Below are 19,831 nucleotides of genomic sequence, written 5' to 3' on the forward strand. Positions count from 1 at the left end.
TAACTTTAGTCGAAGTGGTTCGTCTCATTGATATCCAAGGGTTTTGGTATCTTTAGCTATTAGATATGTAAAAGTAAAATATAGATGAGAAAAGTCGTTATATATGTGGGCGTGATGCTCCTATGTGCCCTTTCGGTACAAGCTCAATCTGATAAGGAGGGAAAGTACGAAGATCTAGTGACTAAGTACTTCCAGTACTATGAGCAACAAAAGCCTGATAGTGCTGAGATAATGCTACATCAAGCATTAGCATTGATGCCTGATGCGGATAGTAACTTTATGTTACGAGGTAATTTAGCAGAGCTGATGGTGGCGAGAGCTGATACCGTAGGTGCGATCTCGCAATTATCTCTGGCTATTGGTCAGCAGCCTGATATTGCTAATCTGAGATCTAGGCGAGCTCAATTGCTGGAGGATAGTGGTAAGCTAAATGATGCTCTGCTTGACTTGGATTATCTGGTACAGCAGGACGAAAACAAGGAGATACCTAGATATAATAGGGCTAGAGTGCGTATGAAATTGGGGCTTTTAGAGGGATCTAAGAGCGACCTCGAGAAAATCATAGAGCATAATAATGAGGCGTATTTACCTAGGATAGCTCTAGCAAAAGTCCTATACAAGGAGGGGGATATGATGGCATCTGAGAAGGTTTTGACATACCTTATCGAGACCTACCCTAAGGTACCGAATGCTTATAGAGAGCGTGCGAGGCTTCGGATGAAACAAGATCGCAAGGCTTTAGCTCTAGAGGATATTCGATACATATTTAATGAGCTTAAGACGATTACGCCGGAAGATTATCGTATCAGGGGAGATATCTGGATGCTATATGGTGAGAAGGATCAAGCTGAAAAAGATTTTGAGAGGGCTATAGATCTTGAAAATCTTCAGAGTTTTAACTTAAATGACAAGTAATGATGAGAAGGATTGGATATATTGTATTTGTGCTATTGGCAGGCTCTTTATCAGTGATGGCACAAGGAAAGACAAATGATATGAAAAATGAAGAACGATTGACCGAGCAGATACACTATCTACATCAACTTTATCAAAATGCTGATCGTGTTATTAAAGAGTATGATGATAGCAATGATTTAGGAAAGGATGTGGCCCTCTGGAGTCCGGAGAAGACTATTGCTGAGGCTAAGCAGGTGTTATCACAGATTTTAAAGGACCGAGTAGCCCTTCATGACGAAAAGAGCTCCTTTTCACTGGCTTATCAGTCTCGTGTGCGTCGCTGGTCTTTTAGCATGGAAGAGAAAAAGTCCCATTATGAGAATGCCCTTATTGTCCTATCTGCATTTAATCGCAGATATGAGGATGCTTTTCATGAGATGGTGATGAGTGAGTTGGATGCAGCTCTAGGGCATCGCTATTACTCTGAGGCTTATCTGCTGTTAGACCAATTGCTGTATATACTGGATTCTAAAGCGAGTAAAGAGCTTATAAGTAGCTATATCCCTAAGTTTCAAGGGAGTGATGAGGTCCTCATGTTAGAGACGAAGCTCTTGGATGTTACATACTCTGAACCCCTACGAACTCTTGAGGGACAAATATCTTACGATCAGCCTTTGCCAGAGGTCGAGAAGGAGTGGCTCAAAATGGCAAACGAGCTATCCACAAAAGTTCATAAGTTGACAGCAAGAGTTCAGCAAAATAATAAGTACAAGGCTGAACTCAATCGCTGGCTACAAAACCTCTTGGATAATGGGTTGGTGAATTTGGAGGTGAGGTCGCTAAATACCCTCACTGGAGAGGTGGAGATGTCGTTGCTCGCCATGATCCGCTCTGACGCTGTGACGCTTTATAGGAGTGATGAGAATGATAGAAACAATTATAAGTTGAAAAAATATAGCGGAGTACAAGTGTTGCGAACCGTGGTACATGATAAGTTGCCGAATGTTGGTCAGTATTCGTACTCTGTGAAAAATGATGATATTAACAGACTAGATGAAAGGGAATACATTACTTATAATCAGATCGCCTCTAACCTCTATGTGCATGATCAGAAGAGTCGCCGCCTCCAAGTGATTTCGACTTATGATGGGACCCCTGTTGCGGGAGTCATGGTCCAAAAATTAGATGAGTCATTTGGTGAAACCAATACCCATTTTACCACCGATAAGGATGGTTTTGTGACACTGCCTTTGAGTCCAAGTCGGTCAGGGTATAGGGTTAAGGTGAACGACCCACGCCTGTGGAATCCTGATAGCTACTATATCCCTGGAGATGTTCAGGATCAACCCGATGTAAAGGATGCTATACAGCTCTATTATTATTTGGATAGGCCTATATATCGTAGAGGACAAGAAGTGAAGATAGGTCTTTTGCTTGTCAGGTCTCAGAAAGAAAAGAATTATGAATTACCTGACAAGAGCATCGATGTAAAGCTAAAAGCATATAGAGGATCAAAAGAAGAGTTAGTACAAGAGGTTACCACTATTACCAATAAGAATGGTATCTCAGAGATAAAGATGACCATCCCGAATGACCCTGAGTTAAATAGATTTTCATTAGAGTCTGAGCACGGGACGAACAATATACGGGTAGAGGATTATAAACTTCAATATCTCAACGTAAAGATAGATAGTATCCCTAAGGGCTATGTTTCTGGGCAACCAATGATGGTTTATGGACAGACGATGGACCTTAACGGAAATCCTACTGCAGCCAATATCGTGATGACATACGATGGCTCTGAGAGGATAGAAGCCCAATCTGGCAATAATGGTCAATTTGTGATGACAACACCGCCAGTCTCTCTCGAGGATGGAAATAATATATGGCGATATGGTCGAAATCAGACGTTAGAGTTTCGGGCGAGTGATGCTCTTGGGAATGTTGCTATGGAGAGGTTGTACTTCTCTAAGCTTGACACCGATATGCCGTTGTCAGCAGACGCACTTCTGGAGGACGAAAATATTACAAAGGAACATTTTACATTAGATAGTAGTAGTCAGCCATATAACTCTCGACTATTGGGTGATCTTAGTGGTAGGACGATCCAAGCAGAGCTTTTGTCAAAAGAGAATGGAGAGAAAATAGCTCTTGGGGTACTACCGATAAATGGAGAGAAAGAGTTTTCTTTCCCCCATCTAAAGAGTGGATACTATCAACTACGACTATATGCTACTGATGGATATGGGAAAGAAGTTAGCGATACATCCAGTGCTTACTATTTTTACAGCGAATCTGACAAAACCCTAAACGTTGATGATGACTTACTGTGGGTTGTTAAGGCGGAAAACGGGACCATCCTATATGGTAGTTCTGTCAGCACGACTCTCACGATGGTTAAGTTTGATGATGAAAAGGTCATTGAATATCAATACATACCAGTCGAGAAGAACGTTGTCTATAGATTAGATGGCCATAAGCTTAGACATGTAAGGAGGGTTATTTTCAATGTCGTCTCAGGTCATCGTTCAGATAGTGAATCGGTAATAATAGATAAGCATGCAGGAGAAGCTAATGAGCCTATAACATTGTCTGGATTAGATTTTACAGATGATGAATACCTCTTGCCTAGCACTCACTTCAAGAGGACTGTCAAAGTGAAATCAGGCGGTCGAGCCCTTAAGAGTGCCCCCGTCATCGTTACTGTTTTCGATAAGGCTGTGGCAGACGCTGCTGAGGATGATAGTTTTTGGGAAAAGGTTGGTTCGGATTATATGATCCCATTCGGAGCATATCAAGAATATGCTTCATTCGATGAGGTCGTCCTGACTTCAGCCCCTGTATCTATGCGAGCTAGTGTGGAGAAATCTGCTGTTGGGAGCGGTGCTCCTGATCTGGAAGAGGTAACGCTAAGGAGTAACTTTGCAGAGACCGCTTTCTTCTCAGCTTTACTGACGACCGATAATAAGGGACAGGTAGTTATCGAATTTGACCTGCCCGACACCCAAACAAAATACAATATCAAGGTCTATACCTTTGATAAGGGATTTAAGAATCAACTTATTTCTGATCACAATTTTAGAGTCTATTCGCCATTAAGTATCGAGCTTAGTATGCCTCGTTTCTTGACTTGGGATGATCATTTAGAGGGTGAGGCTCTTTTGCGTAACACTGGAGAGACCGCCTTTGAATCCCATTACCAAGTGATGCTTGAGAGTGGTCAGGTACTGGCAGAAGGACAAGCTTTTATTCCTGCTGGAGGTACCAAGGCTGTACCTTTCTCATTGCAAGCGGACACCAGCATGGGACAAGAGGTAGTGATTCAGGCTAAGGTAGTAGCTGGAGAGATGACAGATGGTGTAGAATACCGTTTGCCTCTGATGACTAATCTATCTACCTACATCGTGTCTCAGCCTATCTCGCTATATAAGCAGGATAGTGTCAGTCTCGAACTACCTAAAGTAGAGCTTGGCTCGAGTGATGCACAGCTAGAGCTATACCTTGACCCTATTATGGTGCTATTGACACAATTAGCACATGATTATAGAGATCATGGATTAGAGAATAATTCATTCTTTGGAACGGTATATCAATATAATGTTTATAAGCGCCTAGAGCAGTATCTGCAACGGTATCCCGACTTCAGAGCACTATTAAAATTAAGAGCGGCACAGCTTTCTGAGATTCCCAAGGAGGAATTGTCTGGAAGAGATGAGCGACTAGCTGATCCAGAGACACTCTCTACGTTCTTTGATTTTATCACTAGTGAGAAGGTCCTAGCACAGACACTCCTGAAGATGGAAGAGGAAATCCTCTCGCATAAGGTGGTGTCTGGAGGTTTTATCTACAGCAACTATTGGCATGAGCCTTCGCCATTCTTGACCTCATATATTCTTAATAAGCTATCCCCAATTTGGAAGTCTATTGAGAGTGATGAACTGAAAAAGCATCTCGTGGTGAGTGTTGCTTATCTTAAAGACGAGCTACAAAGACAGAACAGTTATTATCATGATTACATTGATTATGCTCTGATTGCTAGTAGCTACGGAATTTCTCTGGATAATTTGTCAGCTAAGGAAGAGAAAGAGTATCATAAGCAGGTAGAGCATGCTAGAAAAAACTATCAGACTGCATATACTAGTTGGATGCTTCGTTTTGCTGAATACAGTAAGCGGTATGATAAGCCAGACCAATTCAAGGAGGTCCATCAGTTTATTGAGGATCGTAGTACCTATAGCTATAATGATGATGAGCTTGCGGTTATGAAGGTCTTTTTAGCCAAAAGCCAAGAGAAGGTGGATGAGCAACTGATCCAATTTTTGCTCAAGATGAAGCAGGCTACTATGTGGCGTAGTGCTGGAGTGATGGAGGTGGCTGAAGTGATTTTGGATAAGATTACTCCTAGCAAGATATCGGATAAGGCAGAGGTCGTTATTAATGGGCAAGGCTATGCTCTTAGTAGGGAAGAGAAGGGCCGAGGGTTTGTTCAATTAACCTATCCTGACCTACCATCAGAGATGAAGATAAGTTGGAGAGGTGTAGAGAGCGACTATGTATTTGGTGGTGTTCGTTATCATGTGACAGAGCCTAGCAAGAGTGCCACACCGACAGGAGAGAAGCTCAAGGTACGTAAGCAAATATTTGCTCGAAAAGTATCAGGTGACGGATCACAAGAGTTTAGGGAAGTGACTAACGAACACCCAGCCAGTAAGGGCGATCGATTGATTATCCGATACACTATTGATACGGAACAGGACTTAAGCCTGGTTACCGTACATGATCCTCGACCAGCAGGAGCAGAATTTGGTTATGACTTCAGTGGTTATCGATTTGGAGATAAGCTTTGGTTTACCTATAGTCGGAGAGATGCAGAAGATCGCATATACATAGACTATCTTCCTAGAGGACAGCATACTATAGAGCTAGAGGCTACAGCCTCTAATAGTGGTACTTTCACTTATGGTCCTGCTGAAATCCAAAGTACTTATGCACCCGAATTTGCAGGTAATAGTGCTGGGGGTAGTATTACGGTCACTACTGCAGAGTAACTGTGTATCGAAGACGGTAAGCGTGAGGGGAAAGACTTTTTTACCTTACGCTTACTGTGTCAAAACGCTTTGATTCTTGCTAATAATCAGTATCTTTGGTAACTTATTAAGGATATGGAATAATTGTTATGACTGATGTAAAATATACCCCCATTGTGATTATTGGTGGAGGGCTGACTGGGCTATCGCTCGCAGCGGGATTAGATATGAGGGATATCCCCTTTGTGTTACTTGAGAAAAAGGATCGTTTGGGGGGACAGATAAGAACGTTACATAAGGATGGGTTTACGTATGAGATAGGCCCGAATACTGGGTCTGTTTCGACTCCCGAGGTTGCAGAGCTTTTTGAGTATGCTGCTCCTGAGGCTCAGATGGCTGTTGCCAAGTCCGCGTCAAATAGTCGTTGGATTTGGAAGGATAAGAAGTTTCATCCGCTTCCAGATGGACCTATTAGTGGGCTAGCTACCCCTCTATTTAGCTGGAGAGATAAGTTTGGTATCCCTTTTGAGCCTTTTAGAAAAAAAGGGGGCGATCCAAATGAGACTGTGGGAGAATTAGCTGAGCGACGTTTAGGGAAGAGTATGGTTGATTATGCGGTGGATCCATTCATTGGAGGGGTTTACGCAGGGGATCCGTACCAGTTAGTCACCCGACTAGCTCTCCCAAAGCTCTATAATCTTGAGCAGAATCATGGTAGTTTTATTGGTGGGGCTGTAAAGAAAGCCAAGGAACACAAGAGCGAGAGAGATAAGAAAGCTACGAAGAGGATCTTTAATGCTGAAGGAGGCTTTGAGAACTTAGTACGTGCTATTGCTAATAAGATTGTGCGTACTGGAGAAGTGGTAACAGGTGCAGATGGGATTAAGATTACCCCGACATCGGAGGCAGAGCATCGATTTAGTATTTCTTATCATCATGAAGGGCAGGATATTACCATTAATTGCGATTATGTCGTGAGTACGGTAAGAGCGGACTTTATTCCTAGTATCCTACCAGATGAGTGGGCCCCATGTCTTGAACGCATCGCATCTTTCCCCTATGCTCCAGTTGCAGAAGTGGTCGTTGGATTTGATCATTTACCCTCTGTTCCACGTGCTGCCTTTGGTGGATTGGTGCCAAGTAAAGAGAAGCGTAAGATACTTGGGATCCTTTTTCCTAGTTCCTGCTTTGAGGGAAGAGTACCATACGAAGATGGTGCCTTATTTACCATCTTTATGGGGGGGCTTAGAAACAAAGAGCATTTCTTTGAAATGTCCGATGAGGATCTGAAGAAAGAAGCTCTAGAGGAGCTCTATACGATGATGAAAATTCCACATAGCATCCGTCCTGATTTACTTCATATCGCTAGGTATGAGAAAGCTATTCCTCAGTATGACAAAAGTGTAGAAACGATCTTGTCCGATCTTCAATCTATTGAAGATGGTTATCCAGGGCTCTATTTGGCTGGCGGTATCAGAGATGGCATCGGTATGGCACATCGGATTACTCAGGGCATGACATTGGCTGAGAGTATTGCTAAAGAGTTGATGCAAGAATAGATAGAAAGCCCTCTTTTTTCTATTTTTGTTAGAGATATTTATAAATGAAATCAAATGATAAGCTATGTTAGTAGAAGTCTATAACTCCATCGACCCTAACGAAGGGCATTTAGCATATACACTATTAGAGGATAGGGATTTCTTTGTTCGTTTAGAGAATGAACACATGAGTCAAATCCCAGGGATGTCACGAGGACTTTCAGTCATGGTTCGTGAAGAGGATTATAATAAGGCAAGAGCAATTCTAGAGGAGGCGGGATACCTTCCCGTGGAGTCAAATACTACAGAAGAAATGGAAGCAGAGATGGCGAAGGAGCGAAAAGCATTCACTAAGAAGATGACATTTATCCTCTTAGGCCTTTTTATTCTGCTTGCTTTACTAGCGATTGCTAGCAGAGTGTTGGTCGTTCCTGCCTAGTTATTAAGTAGTAGTGTATCTTAACTCAGCCCTAATGTGCTTAGTAGGCGCTCCATGTGATTCGTCCAGAGCTCGTCCAGGGTTTCGGGATCTAATCCTTCGTCATGGTCATCTACTAATAAAGATATGGTGCGTGATAGCTCAGTGAAGACAATCTCCATACTTAAGTAGCTATCTGGATCATCAGTCCATACCCACTTGATTAGCCTTTGGGGTTCTAGTTTTACGATTAGGGCTTTGCGGTCGTCCCCAGCGTCATCCCAATAGACATGTAGATCATTGCCAGTGATGTCCACCATAGGAGCAAACCATTCAGAGAGACCTCTAGAAGTTGAGATTTGATTCCATACGCTCTGTGCAGAAGCACTATCTAGAAAGAACTCTTTGCGATAACCACTAAACTTAACATTACTCTTTCTCATAATTATTTCAAATTACCTTTTTGCCCTAACCCCCAGTATTTTACCTGTCAATATACCGAATAAATTAATGGAGTGGAGCACTTTATGTGTTATTACATGTTAATACTTGTGTTACAATATGATGACATCATGATATCAGATGTAGATATAAGCATGGAAAGAAAGTTCAGCAGTGTCTGAACTTGTAGTAACGGTGACAAAAAGGGATTAAAAAGGGAGAAATGTACTTGTGGCAAGGTATTTGCTTGTTATAGGGAGAATAGAATAATATTTTAGTACTTTTTGATTTATGAAAAAGAATAAAAATAGTCATTTGGATGATCTAAAAAATGATTTTCCAAATGAAGAGATGAATATAGACGAGGCTCACGACAATGAGGTCTCAGAAGAGACAGAGACGGACTCTGAGGTGGATAATGAGGAAGCTGATGAAGCGATAGACCAGTTTGAGACGCTTCAAGAAGAGCTGAATGAACTCAAGGATGCACATCTACGACTTCGTGCGGAGTATGACAATTATAGAAAAAGAACACTTAAAGAAAAAAGTGATTTGATTAAGTATGGTGGAGAGAAGACAATCTCTGGGTTCTTAGACATCATGGATGATCTAGACCTCGCCATAGCTAACATCAAAAAAGCAGAGACGATAGAGGGCATTGTTGAGGGGGTAGAGCTGATACAGAGTAAGTTCATCTCAACCCTTAAGTCACAAGGCGTCAATGCTATGGTGGTCATCGGAGAGGAGTTTGATCCAGATAAGCATGAGGCTGTCGCTATGGTTCCTACAGAGGATAAGGAGCAGAAAGGCAAAATAATTGACTGCATTCAGACCGGCTATACTCTGAATGACAAGGTGATTCGTCATCCGAAAGTTGTCGTTGGTCAGTAAGGAGGATATAATGGCAGAAAAAAGAGATTATTATGAAGTGCTGGGCATTGATAAAAATGCTACAGCCGATCAGATAAAGAAAGCGTATCGCAAGACAGCTATCAAGTATCACCCTGATAAGAATCCAGGTGATAAAAATGCTGAAGAGAAATTCAAGGAAGCAGCTGAGGCTTATGATGTGTTAAGCGATCCTGAGAAGAAATCTCGCTATGATCAATTTGGTCATGCTGGAGTAGATGGATCTTCTGGCGGTTTTGGAGCTGGTGGAATGTCCATGGATGACATTTTTGCACACTTTGGAGATATTTTTGGTGGTGGTAGTTTTGGCGGATTCGGTGGTTTTAGCGGATTCGGTGGCTTTGGCGGGGGACGTACCGTCCAAAACCAAGGTAGCGACCTTCGGATTCGCATCCATGTTACGCTTAAAGAGATCCTCAATGGTACCACTAAGAAGCTGAAAGTAAAGAAACTTGTTGCTTGCTCAAAATGCCATGGATCTGGTGCAGAGGATGGCTCAGGTAGCGAAACTTGTAGCACTTGTCATGGTAGTGGAACTGTTATACGAACACAGGATAGTATTTTTGGTCGGGTTCAGACTCAGACTACTTGTCCAACGTGTAAGGGTACCGGTTCCGTCATAAAGCACAAATGCTCTAAGTGTGGTGGAGATGGCCTTGAGAATGGTGAGGAGTTGATCGAAATCAATGTTCCTGCAGGTGTCGCATCTGGAATGCAGATGACAATGAACGGCAAGGGAAATGCTGGACCTAACAATGGGCCTAATGGTGATTTGTTGGTACAGTTTGAGGAGGTTGAGGATCCTGTCTTTATTAGAAATGGTAATGATGTGGTATATAACCTACTTATACCTGTTAGTACAGCCATAATCGGAGGTAAGGTATTAGTGCCTACCATTGATGGAAAGGTGAAGATTACTATAGAACCAGGTACACAGCCAGGCAAGATATTGCGATTACGAGACAAGGGGCTCCCTAGTGTCAGAGGTTATGGTAAGGGAGATGAGTTGATAGCTATCCAGGTCTTTATTCCAGAGAAGTTGAATGCTAAGGATAAGAAGCTGGTAGAAGCAATGAGTGAGAGCTCTGGTTTTGAACCTACCGAAAGTCAGAAGGAGCAGTTCATGAAGCAGCAACGTCAGAAGTTTTATGACTAAGAGCTTTGTAGAATTACTTGATCATAGATAGTTAGCAAAAAAAGCGAGGAGTAATACATTATCGTATTACTCCTCGCTTTTTTTACTTAATTGTCTCTATGCTTACAAAACAGCCTTTGCAGCATTATAATTTGGTTCATGAGTGATATCATCAACCTGCTCGGTATGGATGACTTTACCATTCTCGTCAATGACCACAACGGAGCGACTGAGCAGTCCTCTTAGAGGACCATCTATCATCATTACCCCGTATGAAGAGTCAAATGAGTCCTCTCTGAAGGTGGATACAGGCATGACGTTGTCCAGTCCCTCAGCACCGCAGAAGCGACTCTGAGCAAAAGGAAGGTCCGCAGATACACATAGTACTACAGTATTGTCCATCTCGCTTGCCATCTTATTGAACTGTCTAACACTCTGAGCACATACGCCAGTGTCAAGACTTGGGAAGATGTTCAACACCACTCGTTTACCACGAAGATCACTTAGTTTTAGATCAGAGAGATCGTTCTTTGTTACGGTGAAGTCAGGAGCCATACTACCTACTTCTGGAAGAGTACCTCTGCTCTTTACTGGACTACCGTTAAATAAGATATTTGCCATAATTAAAAGTTTCTATTTATTTTATATTCTTTATAACTCAATGTTTTTGCTTTTTCTTTTAAAACAGATGTCGCTCTCATATTGTTCATTCGGTTTGCTCAGAAATAGGTAAATTTGAGTATGAATAATCTAACTGAAAATAAGGTGAGCCTAGTAGGTCATGTCGGTGCTGATCCAAAGATTAAGTACCTAGACCAGAATACCTGTACAGCGATGATATCGCTAGCAACAGATGCAGAGGGAACTATTAATGAAGAAGGGGTGATGGTCAGAGGTATGGTTACTGATTGGCACTCTATTCTCTGTTATAGAGAGTTGGCCGAGCTTGTAGATAAGACCGTTGGAGTGGGGGATCTTATTGAGGTAGAGGGGCGATTAACCTATCTCAAATTGAAATCAGGGTTAGAGAAAAGGTATAAAGCCGTAGTCTTGGCACAGAAGGTAAATGTGATTAAGAAAAAAGAGTATAAGAAGGCTAATGCCAGTCTTCCTGAAGAAGATATTCATCAGGCTTATGGCGAGTACCTTGATACCCTGAGTGAGGACCCTGATAATCTCCCTTTTTAATCTAGATCCTTTCTTTAGGGGAGTCACTTTTAGATTTATTACGTCTTGTTTTCTAAGGTTTTAGAACGGAGCTTTTTAGTGGTGTGCTTGTCTTCGTCGCGACCTCTTATTGGCTATATGTCTTAATAGGACTCACTAGGATGCTTCTCTTTTATTACCTGACCTTCTATATGTGTTAGTCCTATATGTTTTGAAGATCCCTTAATGTTTCCTGAATAAAATGCTTATCTTTGTGGTCGTCATTCGCGTTAGTATATGGCTATTGAGCGATGGCTGGTTAGTTCATACTGACTTGTTGGAGATTTAGATTCCTATTGGTTGTAGCCTGGTTGACGTTGCTCATGTGTAACTGTTATACCAGAGGTTATCGTATATTTATTACATTAACGAGTCTTGGATGAATGAATTACAATAGATTAATTGTCAATTAAGGTCTTATGATAAGAGCAGAGAGATACCACGACATCAGTTGTGGGCATCGTGTCGTGAATCATGAAAGTAAGTGTCGTTTTTTGCATGGGCATAATTATCGAATTCATTTTGGGGTCGAAGCAAATGATCTTGATGAGTTAGGACGAGTCCTTGACTTCTCAGTGATCAAGTCTGTGTTATGTGACTGGCTTGAAACGCACTGGGATCATAAGTTCTTGATTTGGCAAGAAGACCCTTTGCTTCCTGAATTAGAGAAAATTTCGCCCGAAAGTTTGAACGTCGTTCCTTTTAATCCGACAGCAGAAAATATGGCTTTGTATTTATTACATGATGTAGCTCCTGCACTGTTAGATCCGTATCAATGTCGGCTGACAAGTTGTAGGATTGAGGAAACAAGGAAGTGCTCTGTTTCTGCTGAGCTATGAGGATTGTTGAGATTTTTTCTTCCCTCCAAGGTGAAGGGATGAATACTGGGGTGCTCGTTACTTTTGTTAGGCTCCAAGGTTGTAACTTAAATTGTTGGTTTTGTGATACCACCTTTGATGAGGGTGAGTATTACACCATAGAGGAGTTGGCAGCAGTTCTTGAAGAAAAAGGTATTCGGCGGATTATATGGACAGGTGGTGAGCCAACCTTACAACTAACAAAGGAGATAGTCCAGTACTTTAAGTCTCTTGGTTACTGGCAAGCTATAGAAACGAATGGTACAGCCCGCCCACCTGAGGGGCTTGATTATATCTCTGTTTCCCCTAAGGTAAGTGTTGAAGTACTCAGAGAGAACTTTGAGGGTATTGTTATTGACGAAATACGTTATCCTATCGGTGAAGATACCGTACCTCCGAATATCGATGATTTACCCCAATCCAGAAACTATCTGTTATCTCCTATTTTTCTTGGGGAGAATAAGGAACGTCTATTAATGTCATCGTCAAACTTGACACATTGCTTAGATCTCATTCATAAAGATTCTAGATGGAGACTATCACTCCAACTTCATAAACTAATAGGCATACAGTAGGTTGTAAATTATCATTGTATTTTTATTAAGTTTGTAGATAGTTATGGAATTTCTTTTTGATATATGGGAGAATGGCACTTGTTAAATCTTATACCGTACTGAGTGACTTAGTACAAGAGCAAATCGCAATCTTACCGATGCTGAATAGGTTCGGGATACGTCTGGGATTAGGTGATGCAACAATTGCCGAAATATGCGACGAACGTCAGTTGGATACCGGCTTTTTTCTACACATCATAAATAGTTACTTAGATCCTGATTACTTAGGTAGGGTTAAGTTGGCCCCGAAGCATACGGTGTTGATTGCTGATTATCTAGAGGTGGCGAATCGATATTACTTGGACTCTCAGCTACCCAATATCGAGGTTCATATTGCATCGTTTGTGAAAAAGAGTGGGGCAAACGTCCCTCTGCTGCAAACACTTCCTCACGTCCTAGAAGAGTTGAAGGAGACCCTCACCAATAGAGTCAGGTTAGACGAAGAGGAGTTGCTCCCTCAGTTTAGGACCTTGGCTGGTGAGTTGGCCGAGAATATCTCTACTATTACGTTAGAGGGGCAAGAGAAGGCAGGAACTGAAGCAGATAGAGCAGAGGCATTAGTTGCTGATATTATGCAGGTCATGATTAGGCATTTGAAGGGGGACTTTAATGATAACCTCCTTCATGCTGTGTTATACAGCCTTTCTCTTCTGAAGAGCGACTTAGCGAGTAATAATAGGTTGAGAGAGCGTGTGTTTATACCCATGCTAGAGTCTATGCAGAAAGCACGAAAAATAGAGTAGGAGATGTCTAGTAAGAAAAAACATACTGTTGTCATTATCCTTAGTGATATACTGCAGCGTTTGGGGCTGATACGTGCTATTGATGACGTTACAGAATCCGTTGAGATTAGTAGTTTTGATGCCTTTGACACTTTTGTGACCTCTTCTACAGATGAGATATATGATATAGCGTTCATTGAGGCCGACTTATTAGCTTTGTATGGCGAATATTTTATTAGTCGTCGGACTTTAGTGATCCCGGTTATTAGTAATAGTGAACCCGAAATGGTGGTAAATGAAGAAAAAGAACCACCATATATTTATACTCATTGGAAAAGCTGCAAGCTTCAAGATAAGCTCAAAGAGATCCTAGATGAGAATAGAAAGGGGTTGAAGAAAAATAATGACAAAGGTCTTTCGCTCCGAGAGGAGGAGGTGCTGAAGGAGGTCGCTAGGGGAATGACCAATAAAGAAATAGCGGACCGCCTCAATATAAGCATGAATACGGTGATGAGTCATCGTAAAAATATAACATCAAAATTGAATATCAAGACAGTGTCAGGGCTGACATTTTATGCTCTGATCAATGGTCTGATCACAGGCGACGAAGTAGTGGACGGTGCAGGTGAGTGAATAAATGGATAATAGACAAATAAAGAATAACCTATGAGTAAGAAGATTACGATATGTCCTATGGCCATGGTGCCAAAGGTTCTAAAGAGTGAATACCCTAATGAGACTGCTTTATTAGTGAAAAATAAAGCCTCAGGAAAATGGGAGTCTATTTCTCGAGCTGATTTTGGTAACGCTATCCAAGAAACAGCAGAGTCCTTGGTGGAATTTGGTATCGAGGCTCAGGAGACGATAGGTGTCTTTTCTGAAAATATGGATAAGTTCTTAGTTGCAGATATGGCTGCCTTTAGTGTAAGAGCGATTACCATACCCATATATGCGACTTCATCTGTGTCTCAGGTAGAGTACATGATCAAGGATAGTGAGATGAGGTTGATATTTGTAGGTGAGCAGCTACAATATAACACCGCTTGTAAGGCTCTTCAGAACATAGATCATGATGTTAAGATTGTGATCTTCGATGAGTCAGTCAGTCTTTATCCTGATGACAAGAGCTCAGTGTACTTTAAGGATTTTGTAAATCTTGGAAATTCACCTATTAATGAAGCTAAGGTGGAGCTGAGGAGAGTGGAGGCACTTCCTACCGATACGGCCATTATAATGTACACGAGTGGTACGAGCGGTAGTAGTAAGGGCGTGGAATTAATGCATAAGAGCCTTAACTTAGTTATAGAGGCTCACTTAAAGCTTTTGACAGACTTCAAGGCGGGTAATATCAGCATGAACTTCCTGCCTTTGACGCACATTTTCGAGAAAGCTTGGTGTTTTATCTGCATCTCTGCTGGTGTAAAGATCGCTGTGAATCAAAAACCTAAAGAGATTTTGGATAACCTGATGGAGGTTCGGCCTCACTACATGTGTAATGTGCCTCGCTTTTGGGAGAAGGTATATGTAGGGGTATATGAAAAAATACAAGAGTTTCCTCCCCTCCTAAGGCGGATTACCTCACACTGTATTGATGTCAGTCGTCACTATCACTTTGATTACAGAGTGAAAGGTAAGAAAGCACCTCTAGGCTTACGAATCCAATATGCTTTTTATAGTAGCACGTTACTAAAGCTGGTGAAGAAAAAGGTAGGAGTAGAGCGTGGGATCTACTTCCCTGTAGCAGGAGCTGCATTGTCCGATAAGGTACACGCCTTTTTGGTCTCTATTGGTGTGCCTCTCATGTATGGGTATGGACTGACCGAGACGACAGCTACCGTCTCTTTCTGCCGTCCGCGAGATTACCTCTTTGGCTCTATTGGAAAGCCCCTGGAGGGGGTTGATGTGCGAATTGTACCGCAAAATGAGGAGCAACGAGAGGATGGGATAGGTGAGATCCAGGTAAAAGGGCCTACGGTCATGAAGGGCTATTACAAAAAGCCAGAGCTGAATATAGAGGCTTTCACCCAAGACGGATGGTTTAAAACTGGCGACCTGGGTTCAATGGATGAAGATCAAAATCTATTCTTCAAAGAGCGATTGAAAGATCTTTTCAAGACCGCTAATGGTAAGTATATAGCTCCACAGATGATCGAAAATCTCATAACAACCGATCCAATCGTAGAGCAGGCTGTAGTGATTGCAGAGAACCGTAGTTTTGTTAGTGCTTTGATCTATCCTGATTGGGATAAGGTCAGGGCATATCTGATATCTAAGGAGATAGATGAGGTCCCAACCGATATTGAGACTCTTGCAAAGCATAAAGGTGTTTATGCTCTCCTTGAGGGGCGGATTGCTGCACAACTGAAAGATCTAGCTTCATATGAGACCGTCAAAAAGTTTGTTGTCCTCTCCGAACCTCTCTCTGTTGAGAATGGTATGCTGACCAATAGCCTTAAAACGAAGAGGCAGGTTGTCGAGAAGTATTATGAGAAGGAGATAGCTCAGATGTATGACTATAATCAACTACCAAATCTTAATGATGAGCAAAAGAAAGAGTCCTCATCGTCAACTCACTGAGTCAACTAGCTGGCGCATTCCAGTATATCTATAATAAAATAATGAAAGGGGTACTGGTCATTGTACCCCTTTCACTTGGATGTTCCACAATATATTAGGATATTAGGTAAGAAAGATTGATTAGGTTATGCTTTTTTGACAATACAAATGTCATGTATTTGTAACAGTTTTGCAAGTAATAACAATTGTTATAAAGCATAAACATTTGTCTTGAAAATAAATTTTAATTAACTATCAAATTGATAAAATTAAATTTTTTATTTAGCCACCCCTTCTGCCATCTTCTCTTTAATTTGTTGCTCAATAATAGCTGCCAAATCAGGATTCTCCATAAGCGTATTCTTAGCTGCTTCACGTCCCTGACCCAGTCTTGTATCTTCATAATTGTACCAAGATCCACTTTTGCGGATGATTTCTAAGTCCGATCCAGCATCTACCAGTTCGCCCACTTTTGAAATTCCCTCGCCATACATGATATCAAATTCAGCACGCTTGAATGGAGGGGCTACTTTGTTTTTAGCCACCTTTACCTTCGTCAGGTTCCCGAGCATTTGGTCTCCATCTTTGATTGGGGTGCTTTTACGAATATCAAGGCGGATAGAGGCATAATACTTAAGAGCATTACCACCAGTCGTTGTTTCTGGGTTACCATATGCACCAATTTTTTCACGCATTTGGTTAATGAAGATACAGGTGGTCTTGGTTTTGCTAATAATAGAGGCTAGTTTACGGAGAGCTTGACTCATTAGTCGAGCCTGTAAGCCTATCTTATTCTCACCCATATCGCCCTCTATCTCTCCTTTTGGAGTAAGAGCTGCTACCGAGTCTATGACCACTAGGTCCATAGCTGATGAGCGGATGAGATCTTCTGCGATTTCAAGTGCCTGCTCGCCATTATCTGGTTGTGAGATCCAGAGTCTAGAAAGATCTACTCCGAGTCCCTCTGCATATGAGCGATCGAAGGCATGTTCGGCATCAATAATTGCTGCTAGACCGCCTGTCTTCTGAGCTTCTGCGATGGCATGGATAGCCAAGGTGGTCTTACCAGAGGATTCTGGACCATAAATCTCTACAATTCTTCCCCTCGGATAGCCACCAACTCCTAGAGCCATATCTAGGGTAAGAGAGCCTGTAGGGATTACTTCTACATCCTCTATCTCTTGAGAAGCCATATTCATGAGAGATCCCTTTCCGTAGGTCTTCTCAATCTTCGATAGAGCCGATTCTAGAGCCTTTAGTTTGTTTGGATCTACATCCGGTTTCTTGCTCGTCTTCTTCTCATCGACCAATTGTTCTTCTTTTGAAGACTCTTTTACTTCATCTTTTTTCGCCATTTTATTTTAGTCAATCGTTACAGTTCATTTATAAGTTTTAGTAGTTGTGCGGCATGCTCCTTCGTCTTAATGTTCCGGCCCGACATCACAGCTTGTATCACACCCTTCTCATCTACCACAAAAGTGGTTCTTTGGGTACCCATATACTTCCTGCCATACATACTTTTTTCGACCCATACCCCCATGGCTTGGTTCAGCTCAGTATCTGTATCGGCAATCAGGGTAAAGGGTAAGTCATGCTTTTCACGAAACTTCTGATGACTCTTCGCACTATCTTTGCTTACACCGATCACGCGATAGCCTGCATCCTGAAGGTCAGTGATGCCATCACGAAGGCTACAAGCTTGTGCAGTGCATCCGCTTGTGTTATCTTTTGGATAGAAGTATAGTATCACCTTCTGTCCCTCTAGGCTTGCACGAGTGATCTCCTGTCCATCTTGATCAAGACCCAGTACTTCTGGGATCTTTTCACCCACCTCCATCATAGCTCTAAGTCAATATCGTGAAGCTCATGCCATGGTAGACCTTGCTTAGCCACCTCTTCGAGGAATGGATCTGGATTAAACTCCTCTACATTAAAGACTCCATGCCCGCTCCACTGTCCTGTAAAGAACATGATTGCTCCTGTAGTCGCAGGAACACCAGTGGTATAACTAACGCCTTGAGCACCAGTTTCCTTATAGGCAGCTTCATGGCTACAGTTGTTATAGATATAGTAGGTCTTTTCTTTTCCATCTTTTATACCACGGATACGACAGCCGATAGAGGTCTGACCAGTGTAGTTTTCGCCCAGTTCTTTTGGATCTGGAAGGACCGCTTTTAGGAATTGAATAGGGACAATCTCTCTACCTTCATACATGATAGGTACGATACTATCCATTCCAATGTTTTGAATAACCCTCAAGTGGGTTAGATACTCCTGACCAAAGGTCATCCAGAAGCGAGCTCTCTTAAGGGTTGGGAAGTTTTTCACCAAACTTTCTAGCTCTTCGTGATACAGTATATAGCTGTCGCGAGGACCAATCTCAGGGTAGTTCAGGGACTTGTGAATCTCAAGCGGTTCAGTGGTTATCCACTTTCCGTCCTGATAATATCTACCATTCTGAGTGACCTCACGGATATTAATCTCAGGATTAAAGTTGGTCGCAAAAGCCCTCTTGTGGTCACCAGCGTTGCAATCAACAATATCTAGATAGTGGATCTCATCAAAGTGATGCTTTGCTGCGTATGCCGTAAAGATACTGGTCACACCTGGGTCAAAACCACATCCAAGGATGGCGGTTAGTCCAGCTTCCTTGAATCTATCTTGGTACGCCCACTGCCAGCTATATTCATACTTGGCTTCGTCCAAGGGTTCGTAGTTCGCTGTGTCTAGATAGTTAACGCCACATTCCAAGCATGCATCCATGATGGTAAGATCTTGGTATGGTAATGCGACATTGATGACTAGTTCGGGTTTGAAGTCGTTGAATAAAGCAACTAACTCCTCTACGCTATCTGCATTGACTTGTGCCGTCTTTATTTCTGCCTCTTTGATCTTTGAGGCAATGGCATCACATTTACTTTTGGTGCGGCTGGCCAGCATGATCTCTTTGAAGATGTGAGAGTTCATAGCTACTTTTTTAGCTACTACAGTGCCTACTCCACCAGCTCCGATGATTAATACTCGTCCTTTCATTTCAATACTATATATATAATTATTTTATAAATTCTGGTTGTTATTCATATCAAAGATACGATAAAATATTGACTTTATAGGACGTATATATATCCCATATTAGGCGTGATGCTTTAGAAAAATTGAGAGTGGTCTCTCTTAAGACTATATGGGTTGCTCATGGATGACCATAGCATTTTTGTGATGAATTTCTCAGACTCTTTGGGCGTCGAGATGAAATAATGTTTATAGAAAATGAGCGAAGCACGATGCTTCTTTGTGCAAAATAGGCTCACTTAGTGTTGCTATTTCAGGGAAAAAGACTCCTCTCGAAGTAGCGAAAAATCTTATCATAGGAAACGTTCCTTCTACTTATATGAAAAAAATATTCTTCATATAAGGAAGGGTTCTGTTTCTTATAACCAAAAAATAACCTGCTTTTAATCCTCAGAATTGACACGCAACAATACGTTTTTGTACAATGCCATCTTGTGGGTAA

17 protein-coding genes are annotated in these 19,831 nt (G+C 41.8%); 12 read left to right on the forward strand and 5 right to left on the reverse strand.

The window, feature by feature from the left end; translation table 11 throughout:
• The first annotated feature begins 84 nt into the window (after positions 1-84).
• From QYZ87_03935 to QYZ87_03950, 4 genes are all read left to right on the forward strand, one after another.
• Positions 85-915, forward strand: coding sequence for a tetratricopeptide repeat protein (locus QYZ87_03935; GenBank protein MDN4753681.1), 831 nt, complete (start codon positions 85-87; stop codon positions 913-915).
• Positions 915-5,945, forward strand: a complete 5,031-nt coding sequence (locus QYZ87_03940; protein ID MDN4753682.1) for an alpha-2-macroglobulin family protein — start codon at positions 915-917, stop codon at positions 5,943-5,945. Before QYZ87_03935 ends, QYZ87_03940 begins: the two co-directional genes overlap by 1 nt.
• Positions 5,946-6,073: 128 nt before the next feature.
• The gene (gene hemG / locus QYZ87_03945; protein ID MDN4753683.1) at positions 6,074-7,483 is read left to right on the forward strand and encodes a protoporphyrinogen oxidase; all 1,410 of its coding nucleotides are present in this window, start codon (positions 6,074-6,076) and stop codon (positions 7,481-7,483) included.
• A 64-nt stretch (positions 7,484-7,547) separates the two neighbouring features.
• Positions 7,548-7,901, forward strand: a complete 354-nt coding sequence (locus QYZ87_03950) for a DUF2007 domain-containing protein (GenBank protein ID MDN4753684.1) — start codon at positions 7,548-7,550, stop codon at positions 7,899-7,901.
• 20 nt (positions 7,902-7,921) lie between these two features.
• Here the strand turns inward: QYZ87_03950 and QYZ87_03955 are convergent, their stop codons facing one another.
• Entirely contained in the window at positions 7,922-8,323 is a 402-nt protein-coding gene (locus QYZ87_03955; protein MDN4753685.1) for an START-like domain-containing protein, read from the reverse strand.
• A gap of 289 nt (positions 8,324-8,612) precedes the next feature.
• Between QYZ87_03955 and QYZ87_03960 the strand changes: the two genes are divergently transcribed.
• Positions 8,613-9,212, forward strand: a complete 600-nt coding sequence (locus QYZ87_03960; GenBank protein MDN4753686.1) for a nucleotide exchange factor GrpE — start codon at positions 8,613-8,615, stop codon at positions 9,210-9,212.
• A gap of 10 nt (positions 9,213-9,222) precedes the next feature.
• On the forward strand, positions 9,223-10,386 hold the full coding sequence (gene dnaJ, locus QYZ87_03965) for a molecular chaperone DnaJ (protein ID MDN4753687.1): 1,164 nt from the start codon (positions 9,223-9,225) through the stop codon (positions 10,384-10,386).
• Between the two features lie 102 nt (positions 10,387-10,488).
• Here the strand turns inward: dnaJ and tpx are convergent, their stop codons facing one another.
• Positions 10,489-10,986 (reverse strand): thiol peroxidase, encoded by a 498-nt coding sequence (gene tpx, locus QYZ87_03970; GenBank protein ID MDN4753688.1) that lies wholly within the window; start codon positions 10,984-10,986, stop codon positions 10,489-10,491.
• 120 nt (positions 10,987-11,106) lie between these two features.
• Between tpx and ssb the strand changes: the two genes are divergently transcribed.
• From ssb to QYZ87_04000, 6 genes are all read left to right on the forward strand, one after another.
• Positions 11,107-11,553, forward strand: a complete 447-nt coding sequence (ssb, locus tag QYZ87_03975) for a single-stranded DNA-binding protein (GenBank protein MDN4753689.1) — start codon at positions 11,107-11,109, stop codon at positions 11,551-11,553.
• Between the two features lie 437 nt (positions 11,554-11,990).
• Complete coding sequence (locus QYZ87_03980) at positions 11,991-12,410, forward strand: 6-carboxytetrahydropterin synthase (protein ID MDN4753690.1); 420 nt, start codon at positions 11,991-11,993, stop codon at positions 12,408-12,410.
• Positions 12,407-13,003, forward strand: coding sequence for a 7-carboxy-7-deazaguanine synthase QueE (locus QYZ87_03985; GenBank protein MDN4753691.1), 597 nt, complete (start codon positions 12,407-12,409; stop codon positions 13,001-13,003). Before QYZ87_03980 ends, QYZ87_03985 begins: the two co-directional genes overlap by 4 nt.
• Before the next feature lie 71 nt (positions 13,004-13,074).
• The gene (locus QYZ87_03990) at positions 13,075-13,785 is read left to right on the forward strand and encodes a helix-turn-helix transcriptional regulator (protein ID MDN4753692.1); all 711 of its coding nucleotides are present in this window, start codon (positions 13,075-13,077) and stop codon (positions 13,783-13,785) included.
• 3 nt (positions 13,786-13,788) lie between these two features.
• Positions 13,789-14,397 (forward strand): LuxR C-terminal-related transcriptional regulator, encoded by a 609-nt coding sequence (locus tag QYZ87_03995; GenBank protein MDN4753693.1) that lies wholly within the window; start codon positions 13,789-13,791, stop codon positions 14,395-14,397.
• Between the two features lie 33 nt (positions 14,398-14,430).
• The gene (locus QYZ87_04000; protein ID MDN4753694.1) at positions 14,431-16,341 is read left to right on the forward strand and encodes a long-chain fatty acid--CoA ligase; all 1,911 of its coding nucleotides are present in this window, start codon (positions 14,431-14,433) and stop codon (positions 16,339-16,341) included.
• 257 nt (positions 16,342-16,598) lie between these two features.
• Here the strand turns inward: QYZ87_04000 and recA are convergent, their stop codons facing one another.
• Genes recA through QYZ87_04015 form a run of 3 tightly spaced genes read right to left on the reverse strand, consistent with a single transcriptional unit; the run spans position 16,599 to position 19,353 of the window.
• Positions 16,599-17,675: a recombinase RecA gene (recA, locus tag QYZ87_04005; protein MDN4753695.1), complete on the reverse strand. Its 1,077-nt coding sequence runs from the start codon at positions 17,673-17,675 to the stop codon at positions 16,599-16,601.
• A 17-nt stretch (positions 17,676-17,692) separates the two neighbouring features.
• Positions 17,693-18,160, reverse strand: coding sequence for a thioredoxin-dependent thiol peroxidase (bcp, locus tag QYZ87_04010; protein MDN4753696.1), 468 nt, complete (start codon positions 18,158-18,160; stop codon positions 17,693-17,695).
• The gene (locus tag QYZ87_04015) at positions 18,157-19,353 is read right to left on the reverse strand and encodes a saccharopine dehydrogenase family protein (GenBank protein ID MDN4753697.1); all 1,197 of its coding nucleotides are present in this window, start codon (positions 19,351-19,353) and stop codon (positions 18,157-18,159) included. The genes bcp and QYZ87_04015 overlap by 4 nt, the downstream gene beginning before the upstream one ends.
• Between the last annotated feature and the right edge of the window lie 478 nt (positions 19,354-19,831).

This window comes from Porphyromonadaceae bacterium W3.11, assembly GCA_030434245.1.
Lineage (GTDB): Bacteria > Bacteroidota > Bacteroidia > Bacteroidales > Porphyromonadaceae > Porphyromonas_A.